This window comes from Streptomyces griseicoloratus, assembly GCF_014534645.1.
Taxonomy (GTDB): Bacteria; Actinomycetota; Actinomycetes; order Streptomycetales; family Streptomycetaceae; genus Streptomyces; species Streptomyces griseicoloratus.
In genome coordinates, this window is the sequence record NZ_JACVQF010000174.1 from 22,307 (window position 1) to 45,827 (window position 23,521).

Annotated in this window: 23 protein-coding genes; 11 read left to right on the forward strand and 12 right to left on the reverse strand. The window is 72.8% G+C overall.

The window, feature by feature from the left end; all coding sequences use genetic code 11:
- Window positions 1–54 precede the first annotated feature (54 nt).
- The gene (locus H0H10_RS08500; RefSeq protein WP_188180266.1) at window positions 55–942 is read left to right on the forward strand and encodes an arginase family protein; all 888 of its coding nucleotides are present in this window, start codon (window positions 55–57) and stop codon (window positions 940–942) included.
- Window positions 943–977: 35 nt separating this feature from the next.
- Here the strand turns inward: H0H10_RS08500 and H0H10_RS08505 are convergent, their stop codons facing one another.
- Both H0H10_RS08505 and H0H10_RS08510 read right to left on the reverse strand, forming a co-directional pair.
- Window positions 978–1,454: a macro domain-containing protein gene (locus H0H10_RS08505; protein ID WP_188180245.1), complete on the reverse strand. Its 477-nt coding sequence runs from the start codon at window positions 1,452–1,454 to the stop codon at window positions 978–980.
- Between the two features lie 42 nt (window positions 1,455–1,496).
- Complete coding sequence (locus H0H10_RS08510) at window positions 1,497–2,963, reverse strand: amino acid permease (protein ID WP_188180246.1); 1,467 nt, start codon at window positions 2,961–2,963, stop codon at window positions 1,497–1,499.
- Window positions 2,964–3,229: 266 nt separating this feature from the next.
- On the opposite strand from H0H10_RS08510, the gene H0H10_RS08515 reads away from it, so the two are divergent.
- Window positions 3,230–3,988, forward strand: coding sequence for a MerR family transcriptional regulator (locus H0H10_RS08515; RefSeq protein ID WP_188180247.1), 759 nt, complete (start codon window positions 3,230–3,232; stop codon window positions 3,986–3,988).
- A gap of 19 nt (window positions 3,989–4,007) precedes the next feature.
- Here the strand turns inward: H0H10_RS08515 and H0H10_RS08520 are convergent, their stop codons facing one another.
- From H0H10_RS08520 to H0H10_RS08535, 4 genes are all read right to left on the reverse strand, one after another.
- Window positions 4,008–6,185, reverse strand: coding sequence for a 3-hydroxyacyl-CoA dehydrogenase NAD-binding domain-containing protein (locus H0H10_RS08520; protein ID WP_188180248.1), 2,178 nt, complete (start codon window positions 6,183–6,185; stop codon window positions 4,008–4,010).
- Window positions 6,186–6,237: 52 nt separating this feature from the next.
- The gene (locus tag H0H10_RS08525) at window positions 6,238–7,452 is read right to left on the reverse strand and encodes an acetyl-CoA C-acetyltransferase (protein WP_188180249.1); all 1,215 of its coding nucleotides are present in this window, start codon (window positions 7,450–7,452) and stop codon (window positions 6,238–6,240) included.
- Between the two features lie 11 nt (window positions 7,453–7,463).
- Window positions 7,464–8,621: a CaiB/BaiF CoA transferase family protein gene (locus H0H10_RS08530; protein ID WP_188180250.1), complete on the reverse strand. Its 1,158-nt coding sequence runs from the start codon at window positions 8,619–8,621 to the stop codon at window positions 7,464–7,466.
- A gap of 130 nt (window positions 8,622–8,751) precedes the next feature.
- Window positions 8,752–9,132, reverse strand: a complete 381-nt coding sequence (locus H0H10_RS08535; RefSeq protein WP_188180251.1) for an MmcQ/YjbR family DNA-binding protein — start codon at window positions 9,130–9,132, stop codon at window positions 8,752–8,754.
- Between the two features lie 112 nt (window positions 9,133–9,244).
- Between H0H10_RS08535 and H0H10_RS08540 the strand changes: the two genes are divergently transcribed.
- Window positions 9,245–10,423, forward strand: a complete 1,179-nt coding sequence (locus tag H0H10_RS08540) for a saccharopine dehydrogenase family protein (protein WP_188180252.1) — start codon at window positions 9,245–9,247, stop codon at window positions 10,421–10,423.
- Window positions 10,424–10,431: 8 nt separating this feature from the next.
- Here H0H10_RS08540 and mmpA read toward each other — a convergent pair whose 3' ends face one another.
- Entirely contained in the window at window positions 10,432–10,578 is a 147-nt protein-coding gene (gene mmpA / locus H0H10_RS08545) for a morphogenic membrane protein MmpA (RefSeq protein WP_188180253.1), read from the reverse strand.
- Between the two features lie 192 nt (window positions 10,579–10,770).
- On the opposite strand from mmpA, the gene H0H10_RS08550 reads away from it, so the two are divergent.
- Window positions 10,771–10,965, forward strand: a complete 195-nt coding sequence (locus H0H10_RS08550; RefSeq protein WP_188180254.1) for a hypothetical protein — start codon at window positions 10,771–10,773, stop codon at window positions 10,963–10,965.
- On the opposite strand, the gene H0H10_RS08555 is transcribed toward H0H10_RS08550, so the two are convergent.
- The gene (locus tag H0H10_RS08555; protein ID WP_188180255.1) at window positions 10,953–11,648 is read right to left on the reverse strand and encodes an endonuclease V; all 696 of its coding nucleotides are present in this window, start codon (window positions 11,646–11,648) and stop codon (window positions 10,953–10,955) included. The genes H0H10_RS08550 and H0H10_RS08555 overlap by 13 nt on opposite strands.
- 58 nt (window positions 11,649–11,706) lie before the next feature.
- Here H0H10_RS08555 and H0H10_RS08560 point away from each other — a divergent pair, with 58 nt between their 5' ends.
- Window positions 11,707–12,003, forward strand: coding sequence for a YciI family protein (locus tag H0H10_RS08560; RefSeq protein WP_188180256.1), 297 nt, complete (start codon window positions 11,707–11,709; stop codon window positions 12,001–12,003).
- Window positions 12,004–12,013: 10 nt separating this feature from the next.
- Here the strand turns inward: H0H10_RS08560 and H0H10_RS08565 are convergent, their stop codons facing one another.
- The gene (locus H0H10_RS08565) at window positions 12,014–12,343 is read right to left on the reverse strand and encodes a plasmid stabilization protein (RefSeq protein ID WP_188180257.1); all 330 of its coding nucleotides are present in this window, start codon (window positions 12,341–12,343) and stop codon (window positions 12,014–12,016) included.
- 72 nt (window positions 12,344–12,415) lie between these two features.
- Window positions 12,416–13,510, reverse strand: coding sequence for a WD40/YVTN/BNR-like repeat-containing protein (locus H0H10_RS08570; protein WP_188180258.1), 1,095 nt, complete (start codon window positions 13,508–13,510; stop codon window positions 12,416–12,418).
- 262 nt (window positions 13,511–13,772) lie between these two features.
- On the opposite strand from H0H10_RS08570, the gene ssgD reads away from it, so the two are divergent.
- The 5 genes from ssgD to H0H10_RS08595 all read left to right on the forward strand — a co-directional run bounded on the left by ssgD (window position 13,773) and on the right by H0H10_RS08595 (window position 20,504).
- Complete coding sequence (ssgD, locus tag H0H10_RS08575; RefSeq protein ID WP_188180259.1) at window positions 13,773–14,189, forward strand: spore wall synthesis regulator SsgD; 417 nt, start codon at window positions 13,773–13,775, stop codon at window positions 14,187–14,189.
- A 317-nt stretch (window positions 14,190–14,506) separates the two neighbouring features.
- A complete protein-coding gene (locus H0H10_RS08580) occupies window positions 14,507–16,132 on the forward strand; it encodes an ABC-F family ATP-binding cassette domain-containing protein (protein WP_188180260.1) in 1,626 nt (541 codons plus the stop codon).
- 10 nt (window positions 16,133–16,142) lie between these two features.
- Window positions 16,143–18,422, forward strand: a complete 2,280-nt coding sequence (locus tag H0H10_RS08585) for an ATP-binding cassette domain-containing protein (RefSeq protein WP_188180261.1) — start codon at window positions 16,143–16,145, stop codon at window positions 18,420–18,422.
- Between the two features lie 115 nt (window positions 18,423–18,537).
- On the forward strand, window positions 18,538–19,314 hold the full coding sequence (gene ddaH, locus H0H10_RS08590) for a dimethylargininase (protein ID WP_188180262.1): 777 nt from the start codon (window positions 18,538–18,540) through the stop codon (window positions 19,312–19,314).
- 215 nt (window positions 19,315–19,529) lie between these two features.
- Entirely contained in the window at window positions 19,530–20,504 is a 975-nt protein-coding gene (locus H0H10_RS08595) for an acyl-ACP desaturase (protein ID WP_188180263.1), read from the forward strand.
- A 127-nt stretch (window positions 20,505–20,631) separates the two neighbouring features.
- Here H0H10_RS08595 and H0H10_RS08600 read toward each other — a convergent pair whose 3' ends face one another.
- Window positions 20,632–20,877 (reverse strand): WhiB family transcriptional regulator, encoded by a 246-nt coding sequence (locus H0H10_RS08600; RefSeq protein WP_188180264.1) that lies wholly within the window; start codon window positions 20,875–20,877, stop codon window positions 20,632–20,634.
- A 273-nt stretch (window positions 20,878–21,150) separates the two neighbouring features.
- Between H0H10_RS08600 and H0H10_RS08605 the strand changes: the two genes are divergently transcribed.
- Entirely contained in the window at window positions 21,151–21,936 is a 786-nt protein-coding gene (locus H0H10_RS08605; RefSeq protein ID WP_188180267.1) for a VOC family protein, read from the forward strand.
- Window positions 21,937–21,978: 42 nt separating this feature from the next.
- On the opposite strand, the gene H0H10_RS08610 is transcribed toward H0H10_RS08605, so the two are convergent.
- Window positions 21,979–23,028, reverse strand: coding sequence for a LacI family DNA-binding transcriptional regulator (locus H0H10_RS08610; protein WP_188180265.1), 1,050 nt, complete (start codon window positions 23,026–23,028; stop codon window positions 21,979–21,981).
- Between the last annotated feature and the right edge of the window lie 493 nt (window positions 23,029–23,521).

Below are 23,521 nucleotides of genomic sequence, written 5' to 3' on the forward strand. Positions count from 1 at the left end.
GTGCGCCGGGCGCGCGGACCGGCCGGCGCCGCCGGGCGGACGAAGGAGCCGGACGTGCGGGACGTGGCGATCATCGAGGCTCCCTCCGTGCTGGGACTGCGGCCGAGCGGCGTCGAGGAGCTGCCGGAGGCGCTGGTCGGCGCCGGTCTGGCCGCCGGGCTCGGCGCGGTGCGGGCGGGCAGGGTCGAGCCGCCCGCCTACGACCCCGGGCGGGACCCGGAGACCGGGGTGCTCAATCCGGCCGGGATCGCCGCCTACACGGTCGCGCTGGCGGACGCCGTGGGCGGTGTCCTCGACGACGGCCGGTTCCCGCTGGTGCTGGGCGGTGACTGCAGCGTCCTGCTCGGCAATCTGCTGGCGCTGCGCCGCCGGGGGCGGTGCGGTCTGCTCTTCCTGGACGGCCACACCGACTTCTACCAGCCGTCGGCGGAGCCGGCCGGCGAGGCGGCCTCCATGGAGCTCGCCCTGGCGACCGGCCGCGGTCCCGGCGTCCTGACCCGCTTCGAGGGGCTCGGCCCGCTGGTGCGGGACGAGGACGTGGTCGCCTTCGGCTTCCGGGACACCGAGGAGTCCGCGGCCGCCAGGATGCAGCCGCTGCCGCCCGCGCTGCACGCGATGGACCTCGACGCGGTGCGGGACCTCGGCGCGGCGGAGGCGGCGCGCCGCGCGGTCGGGCTGCTGACCGGCGAGGGTCGCGGCGACGGGTTCTGGGTGCACCTGGACGCCGACGTACTGGACGACGCGGTCATGCCGGCGGTCGACTACCGGCAGCCCGGCGGGCTGGACCCGCGGGAGCTGGAGACCGTCCTGCGGACGGCGCTGTCCGGGCCGGGTGCGGCCGGCCTCGACGTGACGATCTTCAATCCCCGTATGGACCCGGACGGGTCCGCCGCGAGGCTGCTGACCGACTGCCTGCTGCGGGCGTTCGCCGCGCGGGACTGACCTCGCCCGCTCCGGTGCCCGCCGGCCGGGCCGGGTCAGTCCTGGTCGTACACCGTCACGGCGATGCCCCGTGCGACCAGCCGCTCGGTGATGAGCGGCTCGATCCGGGACCAGCTGCCCCCGGCCAGTCCGCAGCCTATGCGGGGCATGTGGACGGAGGCGTCCAGGGCGGTGGCCTCGTCGGCGAGGCGGGCAAGGGCCGTGTCGATCGCCTCGTAGCGGACGGGGACGCCCTTGCTGCCGGTTCTGATGCCGCGCTGGCCGATCATGTTGGCCACCCACACGTACGGCTCGACCCGGACCAGCTGGACGGCGCCCAGCGCGAAGTCGTTCGCCGCGCGGTCGCGATGCCAGGCGCGGTAGGCCGCCTCCGGCTCCGGCCAGCGGCGCGAGACGGCCAGGACGAAGCCCTTGCCCCAGCCGCCCAGGTCGTTGCAGACATGGGCGATCACTTTGACGCCCTTCACCGACGGGACGGTGGCGTCACCCCGGACGTACGTGATCTCCGACATGACGCCACCCTAGGGGCCGCCACTGACAACGGCCCCGGCCTGCTAGTTCGTCAGCTCGGACAGCTCCCTGTCGGTGTTCCGCACGACCCGGCGGCGCACGCCGAACCAGCCGGCGACCAGCATCAGCGCGATCAGGGGGATGAGCAGCAGGGTCTTGCGGCCGACCTCGGGGTCGTTCCACATCATGCCGAGGCAGGCCAGCAGGAAGGCGATCGTGGCGATCTCCGTGACCGGGCTGCCGGGCAGGCGGAAGTGCGGCCGGGTGACCTGGCCCGCGCGGGCGCGGCGGACGAAGATCAGGTGGCAGATCATGATGATCACCCAGGTGCTGATGATGCCCAGGGAGGCCACGTTCAGGACGATCTCGAAGGCCTGGCTCGGCATCAGGTAGTTCAGACCGACGCCGAGCACGCACACCGCGCAGGTCAGCAGGATGCCGCCGTAGGGGACCTGGCTGCGGCTCATCACGCGGGTGAACTTCGGCGCGGAACCCGCCATCGCCATGGAGCGCAGGATGCGGCCGGTGGAGTACAGGCCGGAGTTCAGGGAGGACATCGCGGCGGTCAGGACGACCAGGTTCATCACGTCGCCGGCCGCCGGGACGCCGATCTTGGACAGCACCGTGACGAAGGGGCTCTGGTCACCCGAGTAGACCGAGCCGGGCAGCAGCAGGGCCAGCAGGACGACCGAGCCGACGTAGAAGAGGCCGACGCGCCACATGATCGAGTTCACCGCGCGCGGGACGACCTTCTCCGGCTCGGCGGTCTCGCCGGCGGCGACGCCGACCAGCTCCAGGGCCGCGTAGGCGAAGATCACGCCCTGCATGACCAGGACGACGGGCATCAGACCGTGCGGGAAGACACCGCCGTGGTCGGTGATCATGCTCAGGCCCGGGGTGTGGCCGCCCACGTCGTGCTGGGTGGCCAGCAGGAAGATGCCGATCAGCATGAAGCCGACGAGCGTGGCGACCTTGATGATCGCGAACCAGAACTCCATCTCGCCGAAGATCTTCACCGAGATGAGGTTCACGGCCAGCACGACGGCGAGCGCGATCAGGGCGAGCACCCACTGCGGGATGCTCGTGAACAGGCTCCAGTAGTGCGTGTAGAGCGCGATCGCGGTGATGTCCGCGATTCCGGTCGTCGACCAGTTCAGGAAGTACATCCAGCCGGCGACGTACGCGCCCTTCTCGCCCAGGAACTCGCGCGCGTACGACACGAAGGAGCCGGACGAGGGCCGGTAGAGGACGAGCTCGCCGAGCGCCCTGACGACGAAGAAGGCGAAGACGCCGCAGACGAGATACGCCAGCGCGAGCGCCGGACCCGCGTCGTGGAGGCGCCCTCCGGCGCCGAGGAAGAGGCCGGTACCGATGGCGCCGCCGATGGCGATCATGTTGACGTGGCGCGCCTTGAGGTCCTTGCTGTAGCCGGCGTCGCCCGCGTCCGCGGGCGTCGCAGTCGCCTCGGGGTGGGCGGCGACCTGTGCCGTGTACACGGCGTCCTTGCTCACGGGTGGTTCCACTCTCTGGTGCGCCCGGGCCGGGTGCGCCCGGGTCGTCCGTACAGTGACACGGCCCGCACCACCCATCGCGGCACAGACCAATGCAGCACTTTCCCATGACGCTCCGCTCATACGCGGTGGTTCATGTCACAGAGCGTTACTTCTCACACGATCCCCTCTCGGGCTTGCGTGATGATCACCGGGTTTTCACACCGCGGTCATCGAGGGGGCCCGTGAGGTTTCGCAGCATTGGTGAGACAGCGATACTGCTGAACATGACGACGCCCGACACCGAGGAGCCGACCCTCACGATCGACGAGCTGGCCGCGCGGGCCGGGGTCACGGTGCGCACGGTCCGCTTCTACGGCACCAAGGGGCTGCTGCCCCCGCCGGCGATCGGTCCGCGCCGGGTGGGGCACTACGGCAGGGAGCACCTGGCCCGGCTGGCGCTGATCGAGGAGCTGCAGCACCAGGGCATGACGCTCGCGGCGATCGAGCGGTACCTCGGGCAGCTGCCGCCCGGGCTGACCGCGCACGACCTCGCCCTGCATCGCGCGGTGGTGGCCTCGTGGGCGCCGGACACGGTGGAGACCCTCGGCCGGGAGGAGCTGGACCGGCGGGCGGGCCGGCCGCTGAGCGACGAGGAGGTGGATCGGCTCGCGGCGATGGACGTCCTCGCGCGGGACGGGGACGCCTACCGCGTCGACGCCGGGCTGCTCCGGCTCGGCGTCGAGCTGCTCGACGTGCCCCTGTCCCACGAGACGGTCCTCGCCGCCCGCACGGCCCTCCTCGACCACTCCCGCGCCGCCGCCCGCGATCTGTCCAGGCTGCTGCGCGACGCGGTCGCCGAACGCGACGCGCGGGACGTGAAGTCCCTGTCCGCCCACATGCACCCGCTGGTGGTGCAGGCGCTGCTGACCACGTTCCAGCGGTCGCTGCGGGAGGAGCTGCGGGCGTGGCTCGACGGGGACGGCGAGGAGGACGGGGAGCGGCCCGGCGGCGCGGACGAGGGGTCCGGCCGCCCGGACCGGTGACCGGCGTTGGTCCGGCGGCTCAGCGGCCGTCGGTGAAGACCTCCCCCTTCTCCGCCTTCTCCACCAGCAGCGCGGGCGGCGCGAACCGGTCGCCGTAGCGCTCGGCCAGCTCACGCGCGCGTGCCACGAAGCCGGGCAGGCCCCCCTCGTAGCCGTTGATGTACTGCAGGACGCCGCCGGTCCAGCCCGGGAAGCCGATGCCGAAGATCGAGCCGATGTTGGCGTCGGCGACGGAGGTCAGCACGCCCTCCTCCAGCAGCCGGACGGTGTCCAGCGCCTCGGAGAACAGCATGCGCTCCTGCATGTCCCGGAACGGGATCTCGTACCCGGGCTTGGTGAAGTGCTCCCTCAGACCCGGCCACAGGCCGGCCCGCTTGCCGTCCTCCCCGTACTCGTAGAAGCCGGCGCCGCCGCTGCGGCCGGGGCGGGAGAACTCGTCGACCATGCGGTCGATGACGGCCTCGGCGGGGTGCGGGGTCCAGGTGCCGCCGCTCTCCTCCACGGCCCGCCTGGTCTCGTTGCGGATCTTGCGGGGCAGGGTGAGCGTCAGCTCGTCCATCAGGGAGAGCACCTTGGCCGGGTAGCCGGCCTGCGCGGCGGCCTGCTCCACGGAGGCGGGCTCGATGCCCTCGCCGACCATGGCGACGCCCTCGTTGATGAAGTGGCCGATGACGCGGGAGGTGAAGAAGCCGCGCGAGTCGTTGACGACGATCGGCGTCTTCTTGATCTGCCGGACCAGGTCGAAGGCGCGGGCCAGGGCCTCGTCGCCGGTGCGCTCGCCCTTGATGATCTCCACCAGCGGCATCTTGTCGACGGGCGAGAAGAAGTGCAGCCCGATGAAGTCGGCCTGGCGCTCGACGCCCTCGGCGAGGGCGGTGATGGGGAGGGTGGAGGTGTTGGAGCACAGCAGCGCGTCGGGGGCGACGACGTTCTGGATCTCCTGGAAGACCTTGTGCTTGAGGGAGGTGTCCTCGAACACGGCCTCGATGACCGCGTCGCAGCCGGCCAGGTCGGCGACCTCCGCGGTGGGCGTGATGCGGGCGAGCAGGGCGTCGGCCTTCTCCCGGGTCGTACGGCCCTTGTCGACGGCCTTGGCGCACAGCTTCTCGGAGTAGCCCTTGCCCTTGACGGCCGCCTCCAGGGACACGTCCTTCAGGACGACGTCGATGCCGGCGCGGGCGCAGGAGTAGGCGATGCCGGCGCCCATCATGCCGGCGCCGAGGACGGCGACCTTGCGGACCTGGCGGGGCTCGATGCCCTGGGGGCGGTTGGCGCCGGAGTTGACCGCCTGGAGGTCGAAGAAGAACGCCTGGATCATGTTCTTCGAGGTCTGGCCGGCGGCCAGCTCCACGAAGTAGCGGGCCTCGATGACCTGGGCGGTCTCGAAGTCGACCTGGGAGCCCTCGACGGCGGCGGCCATGATGTTGCGCGGGGCCGGGTAGGGGGCGCCGTTGGTCTGCTTGCGCAGGTTGGCCGGGAAGGCGGGCAGGTTGGCCGCGAACTTGGGGTGCGCGGGCGTGCCGCCGGGGATGCGGTAGCCGGGCCTGTCCCAGGGCTGGGCGGACTCGGGGTTGGCGTCGATGAAGGCGCGGGCCTTGGCCAGCAGCTCCTCACGGGTCTCGGCCACCTCGTCGACCAGGCCGTTCTCCTGGGCGCGGCGCGGGCTGTACTGGGTGCCCTGGAGCAGTACCTTCAGCAGCGCGTCGGTGATGCCGAGCAGGCGGACGGTGCGGACGACGCCGCCGCCTCCGGGGAGCAGGCCGAGGGTGACCTCGGGGCAGCCGATCTTGGAGCCGGGCGCGTCGAGGGCGACGCGGTGGTGACAGGCCAGGGCGATCTCGTAACCGCCGCCCAGTGCGGCGCCGTTGATCGCGGCGACGACCGGCTTGCCGAGGGTCTCGATGCGGCGCAGGTCGCGCTTGATCGCCATGCCGCCGTCGAACAGCTCCTGCGCGGTCTCCGGGGTGACCCGGATCAGGTCGCGCAGGTCGCCGCCGGCGAAGAAGGTCTTCTTGGCGGAGGTGACGATGATGCCGCGGATCGAGTCCTTCTCGGCCTCCAGACGGTCGGTGACCGCGGCGAGCGATGCGCGGAACGCCTGGTTCATGGTGTTCGCGGACTGGTCGGGGTCGTCGAGGACGAGGGTGACGACGCCGGTGTCGTCCTGTTCCCAGCGGATGGTGGTGCTCTCGGTCATGACAGGGTCTCCGTAGAAGTCTCTCGGGTCCGGATCCGGGTTCCGCCGGGGATCAGATGCGCTCGACGATGGTGGCGATGCCCATGCCGCCGCCCACGCACAGGGTGGCGAGGCCGTACCGCTTGTCCTGGCGCTCCAGTTCGTCGACGAGGGTGCCGAGGATCATCGCGCCGGTGGCACCGAGCGGGTGGCCGAGCGCGATGGCGCCGCCGTTGACGTTGACCTTGTCCAGGGACAGGCCCATGTCCTTCACGAAGCGCAGGACGACCGCCGCGAACGCCTCGTTGATCTCGACGAGGTCGATGTCGTCGATGGTCAGCCCGGCCTTGGCGAGGGCCTTGCGGGTGGCGGGGGCGGGCCCGGTGAGCATGATGGTGGGCTCGGAGCCGGAGACGGCGGCGGAGACGATCCGGGCGCGCGGCCGCATCCCGTGGCGGTCGCCGGCCTCCTTGGAGCCGATGGCGACCAGGGAGGCGCCGTCCACGATGCCGGAGGAGTTGCCCGCGTGGTGGACGTGGTCGATCTTCTCGACCCAGTGGTACTTCTGCAGCGCGACCGCGTCGAAGCCGCCGAGTTCGCCGATGTCGGCGAAGGACGGCTTGAGCGCCGCGAGGGAGTCGGCGGTGGTGCCGGGGCGCAGGTGCTCGTCGTGGTCGAGGACGGTCAGGCCGCTGCGGTCCTTCACCGGCACGACGGACCGCTCGAAGCGCCCCTCCTTCCAGGCCGTGGCAGCGCGCTCCTGGGACAGGGCCGCGTACTCGTCGACGTCCCGGCGGGAGAAGCCCTCGATGGTGGCGATGAGGTCGGCGCCGATGCCCTGGGGCACGAAGTTGGTGGCGAGGTTGGTCATCGGGTCGTTGAACCAGGCCCCGCCGTCCGAGGCCATCGGCACCCGGGACATCGACTCGACGCCGCCGGCGAGGACCAGGTCCTCCCAGCCGGAACGCACCTTGGCGGCGGCCAGGTTCACGGCCTCCAGGCCCGAGGCACAGAAGCGGTTCTCCTGCACGCCCGCCACGGTGTCCGGCAGCCCGGCGGCGATGGCCGCGATCCGGGCGATGTCGGAGCCCTGGTCGCCGACCGGGCCGACGACGCCGAGGACGATGTCGTCGACGGCGGCCGGGTCGAGGTCCGGGAAGCGGGACCGGATCTCGTGGATGAGGCCGACGACCAGGTCGACGGGCTTCGTGCCGTGCAGGGCGCCGTTCGCCTTGCCGCGCCCGCGCGGGGTGCGGATCGCGTCGTACACGTACGCTTCGGTGGTCACTGGCAGACCTTTCACTGAGGGTTTCGGGGTGAGGTCAGGAGTCGGGGGACGTCCCAGTCGCGGGCCACGGCGTCGGTGTCGGCGCCCGGCCGGGCGGGCCCGGTGCGGATGGCGGTGGGGGTCGCCGAGAAGCGGGGCGCGGGGGCCGGCTGGGTGATGCCGGCGTGGTCGGTGAAGGTTCCGCGGGCGGCGAGGTGCGGGTGATGCGGGGCCTCCCGGAGGGACAGCACGGGGGCCACGCACGCGTCGGAGTCCTCGAAGACGGCCGTCCACTCGTCCCGGGTACGGGCCTTGAACCGGGCGGCGATCGCCTCGCGCAGTTCGCTCCAGCGGGCGGTGTCGTCGCGGGCCGGCGCCTTGCCGGGGATGCCGAGCAGTTCCATGAACACGTCGTAGAACTGGGGCTCCAGGGCGCCGACCGCCATGTGGCCGCCGTCGGCGGTCTCGTAGGTGCCGTAGAACGGGCAGCCGCCGTCCAGGAGGTTGGCGCCGCGCCGGTCCTGCCAGCCGCCGGCCGCGAGCATGCCGTGGATCATCGCCGAGAGGTGGGAGGCGCCGTCGACGATGGCGGCGTCGACGACCTGGCCGGTGCCGGTGGCGCGCGCGTGGTGCAGGGCGGCGAGGACGCCGACGACCAGGTAGAGGGAGCCGCCCGCGAAGTCGCCGAGCAGGTTGGCGGGGACGGCCGGGGGCGCGTCGGGGGCGCCGATCATGCCCAGGGTGCCGGTGAGGGCGATGTAGGAGATGTCGTGGCCGGCGCGCGGGGCGAGCGGGCCGTCCTGGCCCCAGCCGGTCATGCGGCCGTAGACCAGGCGGGCGTTGCGGGCGTGGCAGGCCCCGGGGCCGACGCCCAGGCGCTCGGCGACGCCCGGGCGGTAGCCCTCGATCAGGACGTCGGCGCGTTCGGCCAGGTCGAGGACGCGGGCGGCGCCGTCCGGGGCCTTGAGGTCGATGATCACCGAGCGCTTGTTGCGGTTGGTGACGTCGTGCGCGGGGTCGATCGCGAGGCCGGGGCCGTCCGGCCGGTCGACGCGGACGACGTCGGCGCCGAGGTCGGCCAGGAGCATCGCGGCGAACGGACCGGGGCCGATGCCGGCCAGCTCGACCACCCGCACGCCGGTGAGCGGGCCGTGCGGTGGCGTCGTCGCCGTGGTGCCTGCCGTGGTCATCGGGCCCCCACTCTGTGACACAACTGATGTAACACCAGCGATGCTAGGAACGTGTTCCAGTCGGCACAAGGCCTGAGCGAGCAAGCGCTTAGCCAATTGTGCCCCGCGGCGCGCGCCGGCCGGGGCACCGTCACCGCGCGTCCAGCTCGGCCGCCAGCCGTCTGGGGGCGATGGCGCGGTAACTCTCCTCCACCCACTCGCACAGCAGCTCGGCCCCGGGTGCGCCCTGCTCCCCCAGCGGGATGCTGACCCAGCCCGATCTGCCGAGTCCGTAGGCGGCGCGCTCGGCACCGGGGCAGGAGAGGGCATGGGCGTGGGCCGCCTCGTCCGTGAGCTTGAGCGTGACGCCCATCGGGTGGCTGCCGTCGGTCACGCCGAGGAAGACGAACACCTTCCTGCCGACCTTCGCGACGGACTCGCCCCAGGGGAACTCCTCGGCGGCGCCCGGCAGACCGAGGGCGAACTCGCGCACTTTCTCCCACTTCCTGAGGGCGTTCCTGGGCACGGCCACCTGGTACCTCCGGGCTCGTCGTCGGGCTCCGCACTCCTCACGCTAGCCTCAGCGACCGACAACGGCGCGTGCTGCGGACCGAGGGGTCGCGGACGGGTGGCGAAGGGGTGTCATGAGCAGGCTGAACAGGGCGGACCGGCCGTACGACGTCGTGCTCTTCGGGGCGACCGGATTCGTCGGCGGACTCACCGCCGAGTACCTGGCCGCCCACGCTCCCGAGGGGCTGCGCTGGGCGATCGCCGGCCGCAGCGAGGAGAGGCTGCGGCGGCTGCGCGAGCGGCTGCCGGGCGCCGCCGGTGCCGGCGTGCTGCGGGCCGACGTGTCCGATCCGGCCTCGCTGCGCGAACTCGCCGGGCACGCGCGCGTGGTGGCCACGGCGGTGGGCCCCTACGTGCGGTACGGCGAGCCGCTGGTCGCCGCGTGCGCCGACGCCGGCACGGACTACCTCGACCTGACCGGCGAGCCCGAGTTCGTGGACCTGATGTACGTCCGCCATGACGCACGCGCGCGGGAGACGGGTGCCCGGCTGGTGCACGCCTGCGGCTTCGACTCGGTCCCGCACGACCTGGGTGTGTACTTCACGGTGCGGCAGCTGCCCGAGGGCGTGCCGCTGACCGTCGACGGCTTCGTGACCGCCGACGCCGCCTTCTCGGGCGGTACGTTCGCCTCCGCGCTGGGCCAGTTCGCGCGCGTCCGGCAGATGCGGGCCGCGGCGCTGGACCGCCGGCGGCACGAGCCCCGGCTGGTGGGCCGCCGCGCGACGACGCCGACGGGCGCGCCGCGGTTCGCCGGGGAGGTCGGGGCGTGGGCGCTGCCGCTGCCGACCGTCGACGCGCAGATCGTGCGGCGCTCGGCGAAGTCCCTGGAGCGTTACGGCCCCGACTTCCGCTACCGGCACTACGCGGCCGTCCGGCACCTGCCCGTCGCGGTGGGCGGCGTCGCGGCGGTGGGCGCGCTGGTGGCGGCGGCCCAGGTCCCGCCGGCCCGGCGCTGGCTGTCCGGCCGGCTCAGGCCGGGGGACGGGCCGAGCCCCGAGAAGCGGGCCAGGAGCTGGTTCTCGGTCCGCTTCGTGGGCGAGGGCGGCGGCCGGCGGGTGTTCACCGAGGTCGCGGGCGGCGACCCCGGGTACGACGAGACGGCGAAGATGTTCGCCGAGGCCGCGATGTCCCTGGCCCTCGACGATCTGCCGCCGACGGCCGGTCAGGTCACCACCGCGACCGCGATGGGCGACGCGCTGACCGGGCGGCTGCGGGCGGCGGGGATCCGGTTCCGGGTGGCCGCGAGCCGCTGACGGCCCGTCTACAGCCCCCAGCCGGCGACGGTGTAGATCATCCCGCCGATCCAGCCCACCCCCGCCAGCACGGCGAGCACCAGCCCGACGGTCACGGCACGCTCGACGGGCCGGCTGGGGTGGGCGACGGGCTTCGGGGCTCGGTGCGAGGTCATGCCCCACAGCCTGTCCGCACCGGCGGCGCCGGACATCCGTACGCGTACTCAGGGCCCGTACTCAGAGCCGTGCGCCCGGACTTCACGTCTCGTTGAGTTCCGACTTGGGACTTTTCCCCACCGGGTTCCTCCCTCACCGGTGCCCTCGTGAGCAAAAGTGCCAAGAAGGAGTTGAATGACACACTTGAAGGCATGAAATTCGTACTCGAAGTCACGATGGACGAGGACGTGTCCGCCGAGGACCGCGCGGGCGAGCTGGGGCGGATCCTGCGGTACTGGGGCGGCAACGTGCGCCACTACGCGCTGCTGCCGGGCGACGGTTCGGCGGTGTACGACTCGGAGTACCGGGAGGTGGGCCGCTGGGCCGTCGAGGATCAGGCCGGGTAGGTGGCCTCCCGCAGCGCCTTCCGGCACAGGGCGTCCGCCCTGCGGGTGGTCTCGGGGAGGCGGTAGGCGGGGGTCAGGGCGAGCGTGTGGGCGCAGGCGTTGTCGAGGCTCACCCGGTGGCCGACGGAGACGAAGACCGGCTTGACGGCGTCGCGCGTGCGCAGCGCGCGCCCGACCTCCTCGGCGCCCGCCAGCAGTGCGGACGTGCTGCCGCGCGGGGCGCCCGGTTCGTCGTAGGTGAAGGTGAACGGGTTCTTGGCCACGCCGATCGTGGGCAGGCCGGTGAGCACACCGAGGTGGCTGGCGAGCCCGAAGCGGCGCGGGTGGGCGAGGCCGTAGCCGTCGCAGACCACCAGGCCGGGCGGGTGGGGCAGGGCGTCCAGGGCGGCGAGGACGGTCGGGATCTCGCGGAAGGCGAGCAGCCCGGGCACGTAGGGGAAGGAGATCCGCCCTACGGCGGTGGCCTCGGCGACGACCGCGAGCGTCGCCGCGTCGAGGACGACGGCCGCCGCCGCGACGACGTCCCGTTCGTCGTCGTAGGCCACGTCGACTCCCGTCACGTGCCCCGTCCCGGGCGGCGGACCGGGCTCGTCGAGCACCACCCGCTCCCGCAGCTCGTCCTGGACGGCGCGGGCCTGATCCTCGGTGGCGGGCCAGCCCGCCGGTATGCGTACGGTCGTCATGGTGGCCATGAGCCTAATGGGGCCGCTCACCGGCGGGCGGACGAGTAGGCTCATGATCATGTTCGTACTGGAGCTGTCCTACACCGCCCCGCTCGATGCCGTCGACGCCGTGCTGCCGGCGCATGTGGCGTGGCTCGACGAGCAGTACGCGAAGGGCGTGTTCCTGGCGTCCGGGCGCAAGAACCCCCGCGACGGCGGGGTGATCATCGCCGTCGCGGGGGACCGGGCGTGGATCGAGGAGATCACGGCGGGCGATCCGTTCGTCGCGGCCGGGGTGTGCGCGTACCGCATCACCGAGTTCGCCGCCACGAAGACGGCGCCGGCGCTGGAGCGGTACCGGGAGCAGCCCGGCTGAGGGCTCCGGCTCACTTGCCGAGCGCGCGCTGCAGCTCGCCCTTGTTCATGTTCGAACGGCCGTGGATGTCCCGGCGCTTGGCCTCCTGGTAGAGCTGGTCGTAGGTGGGCCCCTGGGAGCCCTGCCCCGACCCGGACCGCTGCCCGCCCCGCTTGCCGGACGACTTGTCCTGCGTCGAGGTGCGGCTCGCGCTCTTGGACTCGCCGGACCGGGCGCGTTCCTTGTTCACCGTCCGGGCCGCGATCTCCTTGGCGCGGCCGGTGCTCTCGCCACGGTCCTGCGCGCTCTCCTTGATGTGCTCGTACTGCCGCTCCCGCTTGGAGCTCGAACCGCGTGGCATGTCCGCTCACTTCCTTTCCCGTTCAGCGAACGGATACCCACGTTACGGACAAACACGGCACCCCGCGCGGCGTCAGCGTTCCAGCCGGGCCACCCGCCCCCGTTCCCCCGCGGCCCAACAGCTCAGCTCCGGGGTGCAGTCCACGGTGTCGTACGAGCCGGTGTCGACCGTCCGCCACGTGCGGCCGCCGTCCGTGGTGAGGTCGGTGCCGGTGGGGCCCACCGCGAGGGCGGCGGTGCGGCTGTGCGGCAGCCAGGCGACGCCGGAGCGGTAGGCGGCCGGGGGCCGCTCGGCGGGCCGCCAGGTGCGGCCGCCGTCGTCGGTGTGCGCCGCCGGCCGCGGCGAGGACTGCTCCGGACGGAAGTCGCCGCCGACCGCGAGGCCGTGGGCGCGGTCGCGGAAGGCGAGGGCGAAGACGCCCCGGGCGGGGTCGCCCGCCGGGACCGGGGCGTCGGAGGCCGTCCAGGTCAGCCCGCGGTCGGCGGAGTGCAGCACGCGCGCGCGTGCGGCCCCGCCGGTGGCCAGCCACACGTCCTTCGGCCCGGAGGCGACCAGGCACTGCCCACTGGCCGCGAACCCGGCCTCGCCCTCCTGGGCGGCCGGCATACCGTCGTCCGGCAGCACCTTCCAGGAGCGCCCGCCGTCGGAGGTCGACAGGATCCGGAACCTTCCGTCCACGGGGTCGCTCATCGCGAGGCCGTGGCGACGGTCGAAGAAGGTGAGGCAGTCGTAGAAGGCGCGGGGGTCGGGGTTACGGAAGGACTCCGTCCAGGTCGCTCCGCCGTCGTCGGTGCGGAAGATGCGGGACGCCTCGCCCTCGCCGATGGCCAGGACCACGGCCCGACGGGCGTCGAACGCCTCGATGTCCCGGAACTGCAGTTCGCCGGCGCCCGGCGGGGAGACGTTCCGCCAGGCGGCGCCGCCGTCGGTGGTGCGCAGGACGGTGCCCTGCGTGCCGGCCACCCAGGCGGTGTCCCGGCTCACGGCCGCGAGTCCACGGAAGCGCACCTCTGACGCCCCGGTCTCCTTCAGCTCCCAGTGGGGCCGGTGGTGCGCCTGCGCCTGCGCCGGCGCGTTCGTGAGCGCCGCAAGCGCCGCCGCGCACACCGCGCCCGCGGTCACCACCCGTCCCGTACGCCTGCCGCCGATCCGTACCGTGCGTCGCATGCTCCCCAAGCGCCTCATGGCGGGCGAAGCTAGCCCACCGTGCGGACGTCGTCCAGAGGACCGGGCCCGGCTCCCAGGGGGTGGGCGGGTGCCCCAACTGCCCTTCGGGACAGGCGAGGAGAGGCGTCTCACTCGTGTGCATGAAGGCGGTGACAGAGGTCACTCGGACGTCCTGTGCACGGATCGACCGATTCCGTCGTCTCTTCCAGTGCCCGGCCCGATCCACCCCCGTGCCCGTCCAGCCGTCCCGAGGAGCAAGGCGTTGTCCACCGTCATCGAGCAGCCCGTCGAGGCGCGGCTCGTCGCCGCCGCGCCGCGTATGCCGAGCATTCCCGCCACGCTGCACTACGACCGGAGCGACCCGTTCGCCGTCCGCATGACCTTCCCGGCCCCCGCCACCCTGGAGGGCGTGGAGGTCTGCTGGACCTTCTCCCGCGAACTGCTCGCCGCGGGCATGCGGGAGCCCGAGGGCCACGGCGACGTGCGGGTGCGCCCGTACGCCTACGACCGCACCGTCCTGGAGTTCCACGCCCCCGAGGGCACCGCCGTCGTGCATGTCCGCTCGGGCGAGCTGCGGCGGTTCCTGGCGGCCACCAGTGAGCTGGTGCCGCCCGGTCTGGAGCACCTGCAGCTGGACCTGGAGCGCGAGCTGGCGGAGCTGATGCGCGGGACCTGCTGACGCCCGCGACGGGCGGTGCGGTGGACTCGACGGCGCCGGGCGTTGACAGCCCGCCCGGCCTCTTGTACGGTGTACAGCGGTTCTGTTGCCGTCGATTGGAGAAGGACGTTGCTCGTCTGAGGTCCTGAGACACCGCGTCACACATCAGGTGTGCGCTGCGTGCGACCTCGGCGTTCGAGCCGTCCTTGCGGAGCAGGGCCTTTTTCATGCCCGGCGCTTCCGCGGACCCCTCTCTTCCTCGCCCGACGACGGCCGCCGCCCCGGTGTCTCGATACGCGATTGCCCCTGACCGCATCAAGCAACCGCGGAGGCCCCGTATGCCTAGTTCCATCACCTGTACGTCCCTCTCGTTCGCCTGGCCCGACGGCACCCCCGTCTTCGAAGGGCTCGACACCTCCTTCGGCCCCGGCAGGACCGGGCTCGTCGGTGTCAACGGGTCCGGCAAGTCGACCCTGTTGAAGCTGATCGCCGGGCAGCTCACGCCCGCCGACGGCACCGTCCGCGTGGCCGGCGAGGTCGGCCATCTCCCGCAGAACGTCACGCTCGACACCGCCCTGCGGGTCGACGAGGCGCTCGGCATCGCCGCGCAGCGGGCCGCGCTGCACGCCATCGAGGCCGGGGACGCCGCCGAGGAGCACTTCGAGACCGTCGGCGACGACTGGGACGTCGAGGAGCGCGCCCTGGCCACGCTCGGCGAGCTCGGCCTCGGGCACGTCGATCTGGACCGCACCATCGGCGAGGTGTCGGGCGGCGAGTCGGTCCTGCTCCGGCTGGCCGCACTGCTGCTGCGCCGGCCGGACGTCCTGCTGCTGGACGAGCCCACCAACAACCTCGACGTGTACGCACGGCGCCGGCTGTACGCGGCCGTCACCTCCTGGCCGGGCGTCATGGTCGTCGTCAGTCACGACCGGGAGCTGCTGGACCTGGTCGACCAGATCGCCGACCTGCGCTCCGGGGAGATCACCTGGTACGGCGGCAACTTCTCGGCGTACGAGGAGGCCCTCGCCGTCGAACAGGAGGCGGCCGAGCGCATGGTGCGGGTCGCCGAGTCCGACCTGCGCAAGCAGAAGCGCGAACTGGTCGAAGCCCAGGTCAAGCTGGCCCGCCGCAAGCGGTACGGCCAGAAGATGTGGGACCAGAAGCGCGAGCCCAAGATCGTCATGGGGGCGCGCAAGCGCGCGGCGCAGGAGTCCGCGGGCAAGCACCGCATCATGCACGAGGAGAAACTCGCCGAGGCCAGGGAACGGCTCGACGAGGCGGTCGAGGCCGTACGGGACGACGACGAGATCCGCGTCGACCTGCCGTACACGGCCGTGCCTCCCGGGCGGTCGGTCCTCAGCCTCCGGGACCTGGAGCTCGCGTACGGCGCACGCGTGGAGGGCGGCCTCGACCTGCACGGCCCCGAACGGATCGCGCTGATCGGGCGCAACGGCGCGGGCAAGACCACGCTGCTGCGCACGATCGCGGGCGAGCTGGAGCCGGTGGCGGGCGAGGCGACGGCGCACGTGCCGATGCGCTTCCTGCCGCAGCGCCTGGACGTCCTCGACGACGAGCTGACCGTCGCCGAGAACGTGGCCCGGTTCGCGCCGGGCGCCACCAACAACCGGATCCGGGCGCGGCTGGCCCGCTTCCTGTTCCGGGGCGCCCGCGCCGACCAGAAGGCGGCGACGCTGTCCGGCGGCGAACGCTTCCGGGCGGCGCTGGCCGCGCTGATGCTGGCCGAGCCCGCGCCGCAGCTGCTGATGCTGGACGAGCCCACGAACAACCTGGACATGGCGAGCGTACGGCAGCTCACCACGGCCCTGGAGTCGTACGAGGGGGCGCTGCTGGTGGCCAGCCACGACCTGCCGTTCCTGGAGTCGGCCGGGATCACGCGCTGGCTGCTGCTGGAGGAAGGGAAGCTGAGGGAAATCACGCCGGAAGCTGTCGGGTATCCCGCCTAGCTTCGGGTGGATGAGCGAGTTCACGAACGGGTCCACCAGCGGATTCATCACCATCACCGGAGCGAGGGAGAACAACCTCCAGGACGTCACCCTGCGCATCCCGAAAGGCCGGCTGACCGTGTTCACCGGCGTTTCGGGATCGGGGAAGTCGTCGGTCGTGTTCGACACGATCGCGGTCGAGTCGCAGCGCCAGCTCAACGAGACGTTCACCTGGTTCGTGCGCAACCGGCTGCCCAAGTACGAGCGGCCGCACGCGGACGCCCTGGAGGACCTCTCCCCCGCGATCGTGGTCGACCAGCGGCCGATCGGCGGCCACTCCCGGTCCACGGTCGGCACGATGACCGACGTCTACTCGGTGCTGCGGGTGCTGTTCTCCCGGCACGGCACCCCCAGCGCCGGGCCGGCGACGGCGTACTCGTTCAACGACCCGTCGGGCATGTGCCCCGGATGCGACGGGCTCGGCCGGAAGGTGCAGGCCGCCTGGGACCGGATCCTCGATCCGGCCAGGTCGCTGGCGGACGGGGCGATCCTCTTCCCGCCGTTCGCGGCCGGCACCTGGCAGGGGCAGACGTACACCAACACCACCGGCGTGGACGTGCACAAGCCGGTGGGCGAATTCACCGCAGCCGAGCGGGAGTTCCTGATGCGCGGGCGCGGGGCGACCGTGAACGTGGACAACACCGGCGGCTCGCGGGACATCGCGTACGAGGGGCTGGCCGACCGCTTCGAACGGCTGTACCTGAAGCGGGACCTGTCCGCGCTCAGCGAGAAGACCCGTGACCTGGTGGAGCGCTTCGTGGTCGAGGACACCTGCCCCGACTGCCGCGGCGCCCGCCTCAACCCGGCCGCGCTCGCGACCCGGATCGACGGCCTGTCCATCGCCGACTGCACCCGGATGCAGGTCACCGATCTGATCGCCGTGCTGAAGCGGATCGACGACCCGGTGGCCCTGCCGGTCGCCGGCGCCGCCGTCGCCGCCCTGGAGCGCATCGAGGCGATCGGGCTCGGCTACCTCAGCCTCGACCGGGAGACCTCCACCCTCTCCGGCGGCGAGGGCCAGCGGCTGAAGACCGTACGGCACCTCGGTTCGAGCCTGACCGGGATGACGTACATCTTCGACGAACCCAGCGTCGGACTGCATCCGCGCGACGTCGGACGCCTCGGCGATCTGCTGCTGCGGCTGCGCGACAAGGGGAACACGGTGCTGGTCGTCGAGCACGACCCGGACGTCATCCGGCTCGCCGACCACGTCGTCGACATGGGGCCGCGGGCCGGCGCGCACGGCGGCCGGGTGGTGTTCGAGGGGACGCCGGACGCGCTGGCCGCGGCGGACACCCCGACCGGGCGCTGCCTGGGGCGGCGTACGACGGTGAAGAGGCGGCCGCGGACGGCGACCGGCGGGCTGTGGGTGAAGGGCGCCGGCCGGCACAACCTGCGGGACGTGACCGTGGAGTTCCCGACCGGGGTGCTCACCGCGGTGACCGGGGTCGCCGGGTCGGGCAAGAGCACGCTGGTCGCGGAACTGACCGCCGCCCACCCGGACGCCGTGGTCGTCGACCAGTCGTCCATCGGCATCTCGGCCCGGTCCACCCCGGCGACGTACCTGGGGATCATGGACACCGTGCGGAAGGTCTTCGCGCGGGAGACGGGCGCGGAGCCGGGCCTGTTCAGCTTCAACTCGGCCGGCGCCTGCGGCACCTGCGGGGGACGCGGGATCATCTACACCGATCTCGCCTTCATGGACCCGGTGACGACGACCTGCCACGACTGCGAGGGGCGGCGGTTCCGCGAGGAGGTGCTGCGGCTCACGGTCGGCGGCAGTTCCATCGCCGACGTGCTGGGGATGACCGCCGGCCAGGCCCTGGACTTCTTCACCGACAAGGGCGTACGGCGGCGGCTGCACGCCCTGCGGGACGTCGGCCTCGGCTACCTCACCCTCGGACAGCCGCTGTCCACGCTCTCCGGCGGTGAGCGGCAGCGGATCAAGCTGGCGACGCGGCTGCACCGCACCGGCGCCGTGTACGTCCTGGACGAACCGACGACCGGACTGCACATGTCGGACGTCGACGGGCTGCTGGCCCTGCTGGACCGGCTGGTGGACACCGGCAACACGGTGGTGGTCGTCGAGCACAACCTGGACGTGGTGGCGCACGCGGACTGGGTCGTCGACCTCGGCCCGGACGGAGGACGGGACGGCGGCCGGGTGATCTTCGAGGGAACCCCCGCGCGGTTGCTCACCGCCCGTGGCTCCAGCACGGCGGAGCACCTCAGGAGGGCCACGGCCCGCTGACGCGGTTTCGTCCGCGCGGGCCGTGTTTCGTCCGCGCGGGCCCGCACGGCATGATGGCGGACCGGCGCCGCCCCACCGGCCGCCGGAAAGCCGAACGCCCCTACGGAGATCCCTCGTGCCCAGCAAGAAGGCCCTCGTCCGCCGCCCCAGCCCCCGTCTCGCCGAAGGCCTCGTGACCCACATCGAGCGGCAGAAGGTCGATCACGACCTCGCGGTCGAGCAGTGGGAGGGCTACGTGGCGGCGCTGCGCGCGCACGGCTGGGAGACGCTGGAGGTGGACCCGGCCGACGACTGCCCCGACTCCGTCTTCGTCGAGGACACGGTGGTGATGTTCCGGAACGTCGCCCTGATCACGCGGCCCGGCGCCGAGTCCAGGCGGGCGGAGACGGCGGGCGTCGAGGAGGCCGTCGCCCGCCTGGGCTGCTCGGTCAACTGGATCTGGGAGCCGGGCACGCTGGACGGCGGTGACGTCCTGAAGATCGGCGACACCGTCTACGTCGGACGCGGCGGTCGCACCAACGCGGTCGGCGTGCAGCAGCTGCGGGCCGCCTTCGAGCCGCTGGGCGCCCGGGTGGTCGCCGTGCCCGTGCACAAGGTGCTGCACCTGAAGTCCGCGGTGACCGCGCTGCCCGACGGGACGGTGATCGGGCACATCCCGAGGACCGACGCGCCGTCGCTGTTCCCCCGTTTCCTGCCGGTGCCGGAGGAGTCCGGAGCGCACGTGGTGCAGCTCGGCGGCGGCAAGCTGCTGATGGCGGCGAGCGCGCCGAGGACGGCGGAGTTGCTGGCCGACCTCGGTCATGAGCCGGTCGTCGTCGACATCAGCGAGTTCGAGAAGCTGGAGGGCAGTGTGACCTGCCTCTCGGTCCGGCTGCGGGAACTGTACGCCTGAGGGTGCTCGTGCCGGCTCCGCGGCCCCGGGACCTGCGGGTCCCGGGGCCTGTCCGCAGCCGTCCGGCGTCCTCCGGCGAGGTGGCTGATCAGCGACCTTTACAGTGCGTTTAACCTACGCCCTCGTAACCTACGGTTTCGTAGCCTACGATCCCGTAGGTTCCGGCACCGCTCGCCGGCCGTTTCCGTTCTGTCGCACGTCCCCTGGAGTTCTTCGTGACCATCACTTCCCCGAACCTCGGCAGCTCTGCCGCCTGGACCGACGCCCGGCTGCTGTACGCACTGGAGGAAGTGGTCGAGAAGGAACTCAACCGGCATCTGAAGGTCGCCAAGGACTGGATGCCGCACGAGTACGTGCCGTGGAGCGACGGCCGCAACTTCCCCGGCCTCTTCGAGGACGGCGAGGCCTGGGACAAGGAGCAGTCCAAGGTCACCGAGATCGGTCGCATCGCGCTGGTGGTGAACCTCCTGACGGAGGACAACCTCCCCAGCTACCACCACGAGATCGCCACTCTGTTCGGCCGCGACGGCGCCTGGGGCACCTGGGTGCACCGCTGGACCGCCGAGGAGGGCCGGCACGGCATCGTCATGCGGGACTACCTGCTCACCTCCCGCGCGGTCGACCCGGACAAGCTGGAGCAGTTCCGCATGGCCCACATGAGTGAGGGCTTCGAGTCGGACAACCGGCACTCGATGCTGCACTCGGTGGCCTACGTCGCCTTCCAGGAGCTGGCCACCCGCATCTCGCACCGCAACACCGGCCACCAGTCGGGCGACCCCGTCTGCGACCGCATGCTGGCCCGCATCGCGACCGACGAGAACCTGCACATGGTCTTCTACCGCAACCTGCTCAAGGCGGCCTTCGAACTCGCCCCCGACCTGACGATGCAGGCCGTGCGGGACGTCGTCGTCAACTTCCGCATGCCGGGCCACGGCATCCCCGGCTTCGAGCGGGCCGCCGCGCAGATGGCGATCGGCGAGGTCTACAACCTGCGCATCCACCACGACGACGTGCTCCAGCCCGTGCTGCGCTTCCTGAAGATCATGGAGATCGACGGCCTCGGCCCGGAGGGCAGGCAGGCCCAGGAGGAGCTGGGGCTCTTCATGGGCGGACTGGACGCCGAGGCCGCCAAGTTCGACGAGAAGCTGGCGGCGCGCAAGGCCCGCATGGCGGCCCGGGCCGCGGGCTGACGTCGCCCTGGAGACGCGCCGACGCGGGATCACCGCGTCGGCGTGTCCCGGCCGGCCCCGTCCGCGCCCGGTCCCGGGCTCAGCGCGAGGTGCGTCTGAGGGCTCAGTGCGAGGTGCGTCTGAGGGCTCAGTGCGAGGTGCGTCTGAGGCCGAGGCGTTCCTTCTCCGACAGGCCGCCCCAGACCCCGAAGCGTTCGTCGTTGGTCAGCGCGTACTCGAGGCAGGCCGGGCGGATCGGGCACAGGGCGCAGATCCGCTTGGCCTCGCGGACGGAGCTGCCGGGCTCGGGGAAGAAGAAGTCTCCCCCGGTCTGCGCGCACAACGCCTCCTCCTGCCAGGCGAGGTCGGGCGGTGTGGTCGTTTCGATGTGCATGGCAGCGATGGTGCCGGGCGGCGAAAAACGTTCGATCAACGCGGGATCAACGCCGCGGAGCAGGGCCCCCGGCCGCCCTGATGCTCCCCCCTTCGGCGACGGGGCGCACGGCGGCGCGCGGGCGCGGGGGAAATCGGCGCGGTCACCGGGACCGGTCACCGACCGTGACCGGTCGCGGTGTCCCGCCCCCGCCCGGCGCTCCGGCAGCGGTTGTCAGTGGGCGGTGCGAGACTCGGCAGAGCAGGCAACGGGACCCTTCCGAGGAGGGCGATGATGCTCACCACCCGTTTCGTCACCGGCGCCCCCAACTGGATCGACGTCGGCACGTCCGACATCGACGGCGCGGCCTCCTTCTACGGGGGCCTCTTCGGCTGGCGGTTCCAGTCGGCGGGGCCCGATGCCGGCGGCTACGGCTTCTTCCAGCTGGACGGCAGGACCGTGGCCGGTGGTATGCGCAGCGCCCCGGAGCAGGGCCCGCCGTCCTGGACGGTGTACTTCCAGAGCCCGGACGCCGAGGCCGCCGCCAAGACCTCCGAGCAGTCGCGCGGCGGTGTGCTCGTGCGGCCGGTGGAGGTCGGGGACCAGGGCTCCATGGCGGTCCTCGCCGACCGGGCCGGGGTGCCGTTCGGCATCTGGCAGCCGGGGCGGCGGGCGGGCGTGGACGTGGCCGCGGAGCCCGGATCCCTGTGCTGGGTCGAGCTGTACACGCCGGACATCGCCGCCGCGGCCGCCTACTACCACGCGGTGCTCGGGCTGGAGACCTCGGCCGTCTCCTTCCCCGGCGGCACCTACACCTGCGTCAACCCGGCGGGCGGGGGCGAGGAGAGCATGTTCGGCGGTGTCGTCCCGCTGGCCGACGACCCGACGGAGACCGACGCTCACTGGCTGCCGTACTTCGGGGTCACCGACACGGACGCCGTGGTGGCGCGGGCCCGGGAGCTGGGCGGCACGGTGCGCCTGCCGGCGACGGACATCGAGGGCGCCGGGCGCGTCGCCCGGCTCGCCGATCCCTACGGCGCCCGGTTCGCGGTGATCCGGCCCGCGCCCGCGCAGGCGTAGCCGAAGACCGGGCCCGCGGCGGGCGCGTGCCCCGGACCGTGCTCACGCGGAGGCGCGGCGGACCAGGGTGGTCGGCAGGACCACGCCGGACGGTGCGGGCGCCGCGATGGCGGAGGTCTCGTCGCCGCTCGCCCGGCGGTCCAGGCCGCGCAGCAGCAGGCGGGCCATCAGCCGGCCCATCTCCTCGATGTCCTGACGGATCGTCGTCAGCGGCGGGTCGGTCTGCTCGGCGACCGGCAGCATGTCGTCGAAGCCGACCACGGCCACGTCGTCCGGTACCCGCCGCCCGCGTTCGCGCAGCACTCGCAGGGCGCCCGCGGCGGTGAGGTCGTTGGCCGCGAAGACGGCGTCCAGGCCGGGGCACCGGTCGAGCAGCTCCCGCATCGCCCGCTCCCCGCCGCCGGAGGTGAAGTCGCCGCGCTCGATCAGGCCGGGGCCGGCGTCGGCCCTCAGGTCCCGGAAGCCGGCGAGCCGGTCGGCCGCGGAGGTCTGGTCGAGCGGACCCGTGATGTGTGCGATGCGGGTGCGGCCGAGGCCGGTGAGGTGGCGCACCGCCGCGCGGGCGCCGCCCCGGTTGTCGCTGTCCACGTAGACCACGCCGTCCCGGCCGTCGTCCCAGCCGGGGCGCCCGCCGAACACCGTCGGCACGCCGGCCCGGCGGACGAGTCCGGGCAGCGGGTCGTCGAGGTGCAGGGAGAAGACGAGCGCGCCGTCGACGTGGCCGCCGGCCAGGTAGCGGCCCACACGGGCGTGGTCCTCGCGGCCCTCGGTGAGCAGCAGCACGAGCTGGTTGTCATGGGCCGTCAGCTCTTTGCTGATCCCCCTCAGCTGCTGGGCGAAGAAGGGATCGGCGAAGACCCGGCTCTCGGGTTCGGCGGCGACGACGGCGACGGCGTCGTGCCGCTTCGTCACCAGGCTGCGGGCGGCCTGGTTGGGGACGTAACCGAGTTCCTCGACCGCGCGCCGGACCCGTTCGGCCAGCGCTTCCCGGACGCCGTGCGCCCCGTTGACCACGCGGGAGACGGTGGCCCGCGAGACGCCGGCCCGCTCGGCCACGGCCTCCAGGGTGGGGCGCGGCGCTGTCTCGGTCACTTCGGGCTCCTCGTCGGCGATTGCCGATCAGGATAGCCCTGGCCAGGCGGGGAGGTGAGAGCGCTCTCCGGCACCACTCACACGTGCGCCTTGCGGCATCCGCCGGGCACCGGTCCGGGCTCGGCCCCTGACCGCCCCCTCCGGACCGGGGGTCGGGAACGGGTAGCGCGGACCCATGACCGCGGTCCCGCACCGCTCAACTGCCGGGCGCCGGCCCGCGATCGGACCCTGACCGCCCCGCTCCGAACCGGGAACCGGGGACCGCGGACCCGGACCGCTCAGCCGCCGGTCCCGGATCGAGCCCTGGCCGCTCCCTCCAGACCGGGTACCGCGGCCCGTGACCGCGGACCCGGACCACTCAGCCGCCGGGCGCCGGTCCGGATCGGGCCCTGGCCCGCCCCCTCCGGACCGGGGGTTGGAAACGGGGAATGCGGAACCATGACCGCGGAGCTGTCACCGCGGACCCGTGACCGCAGGTCCGTGACCACGCGCC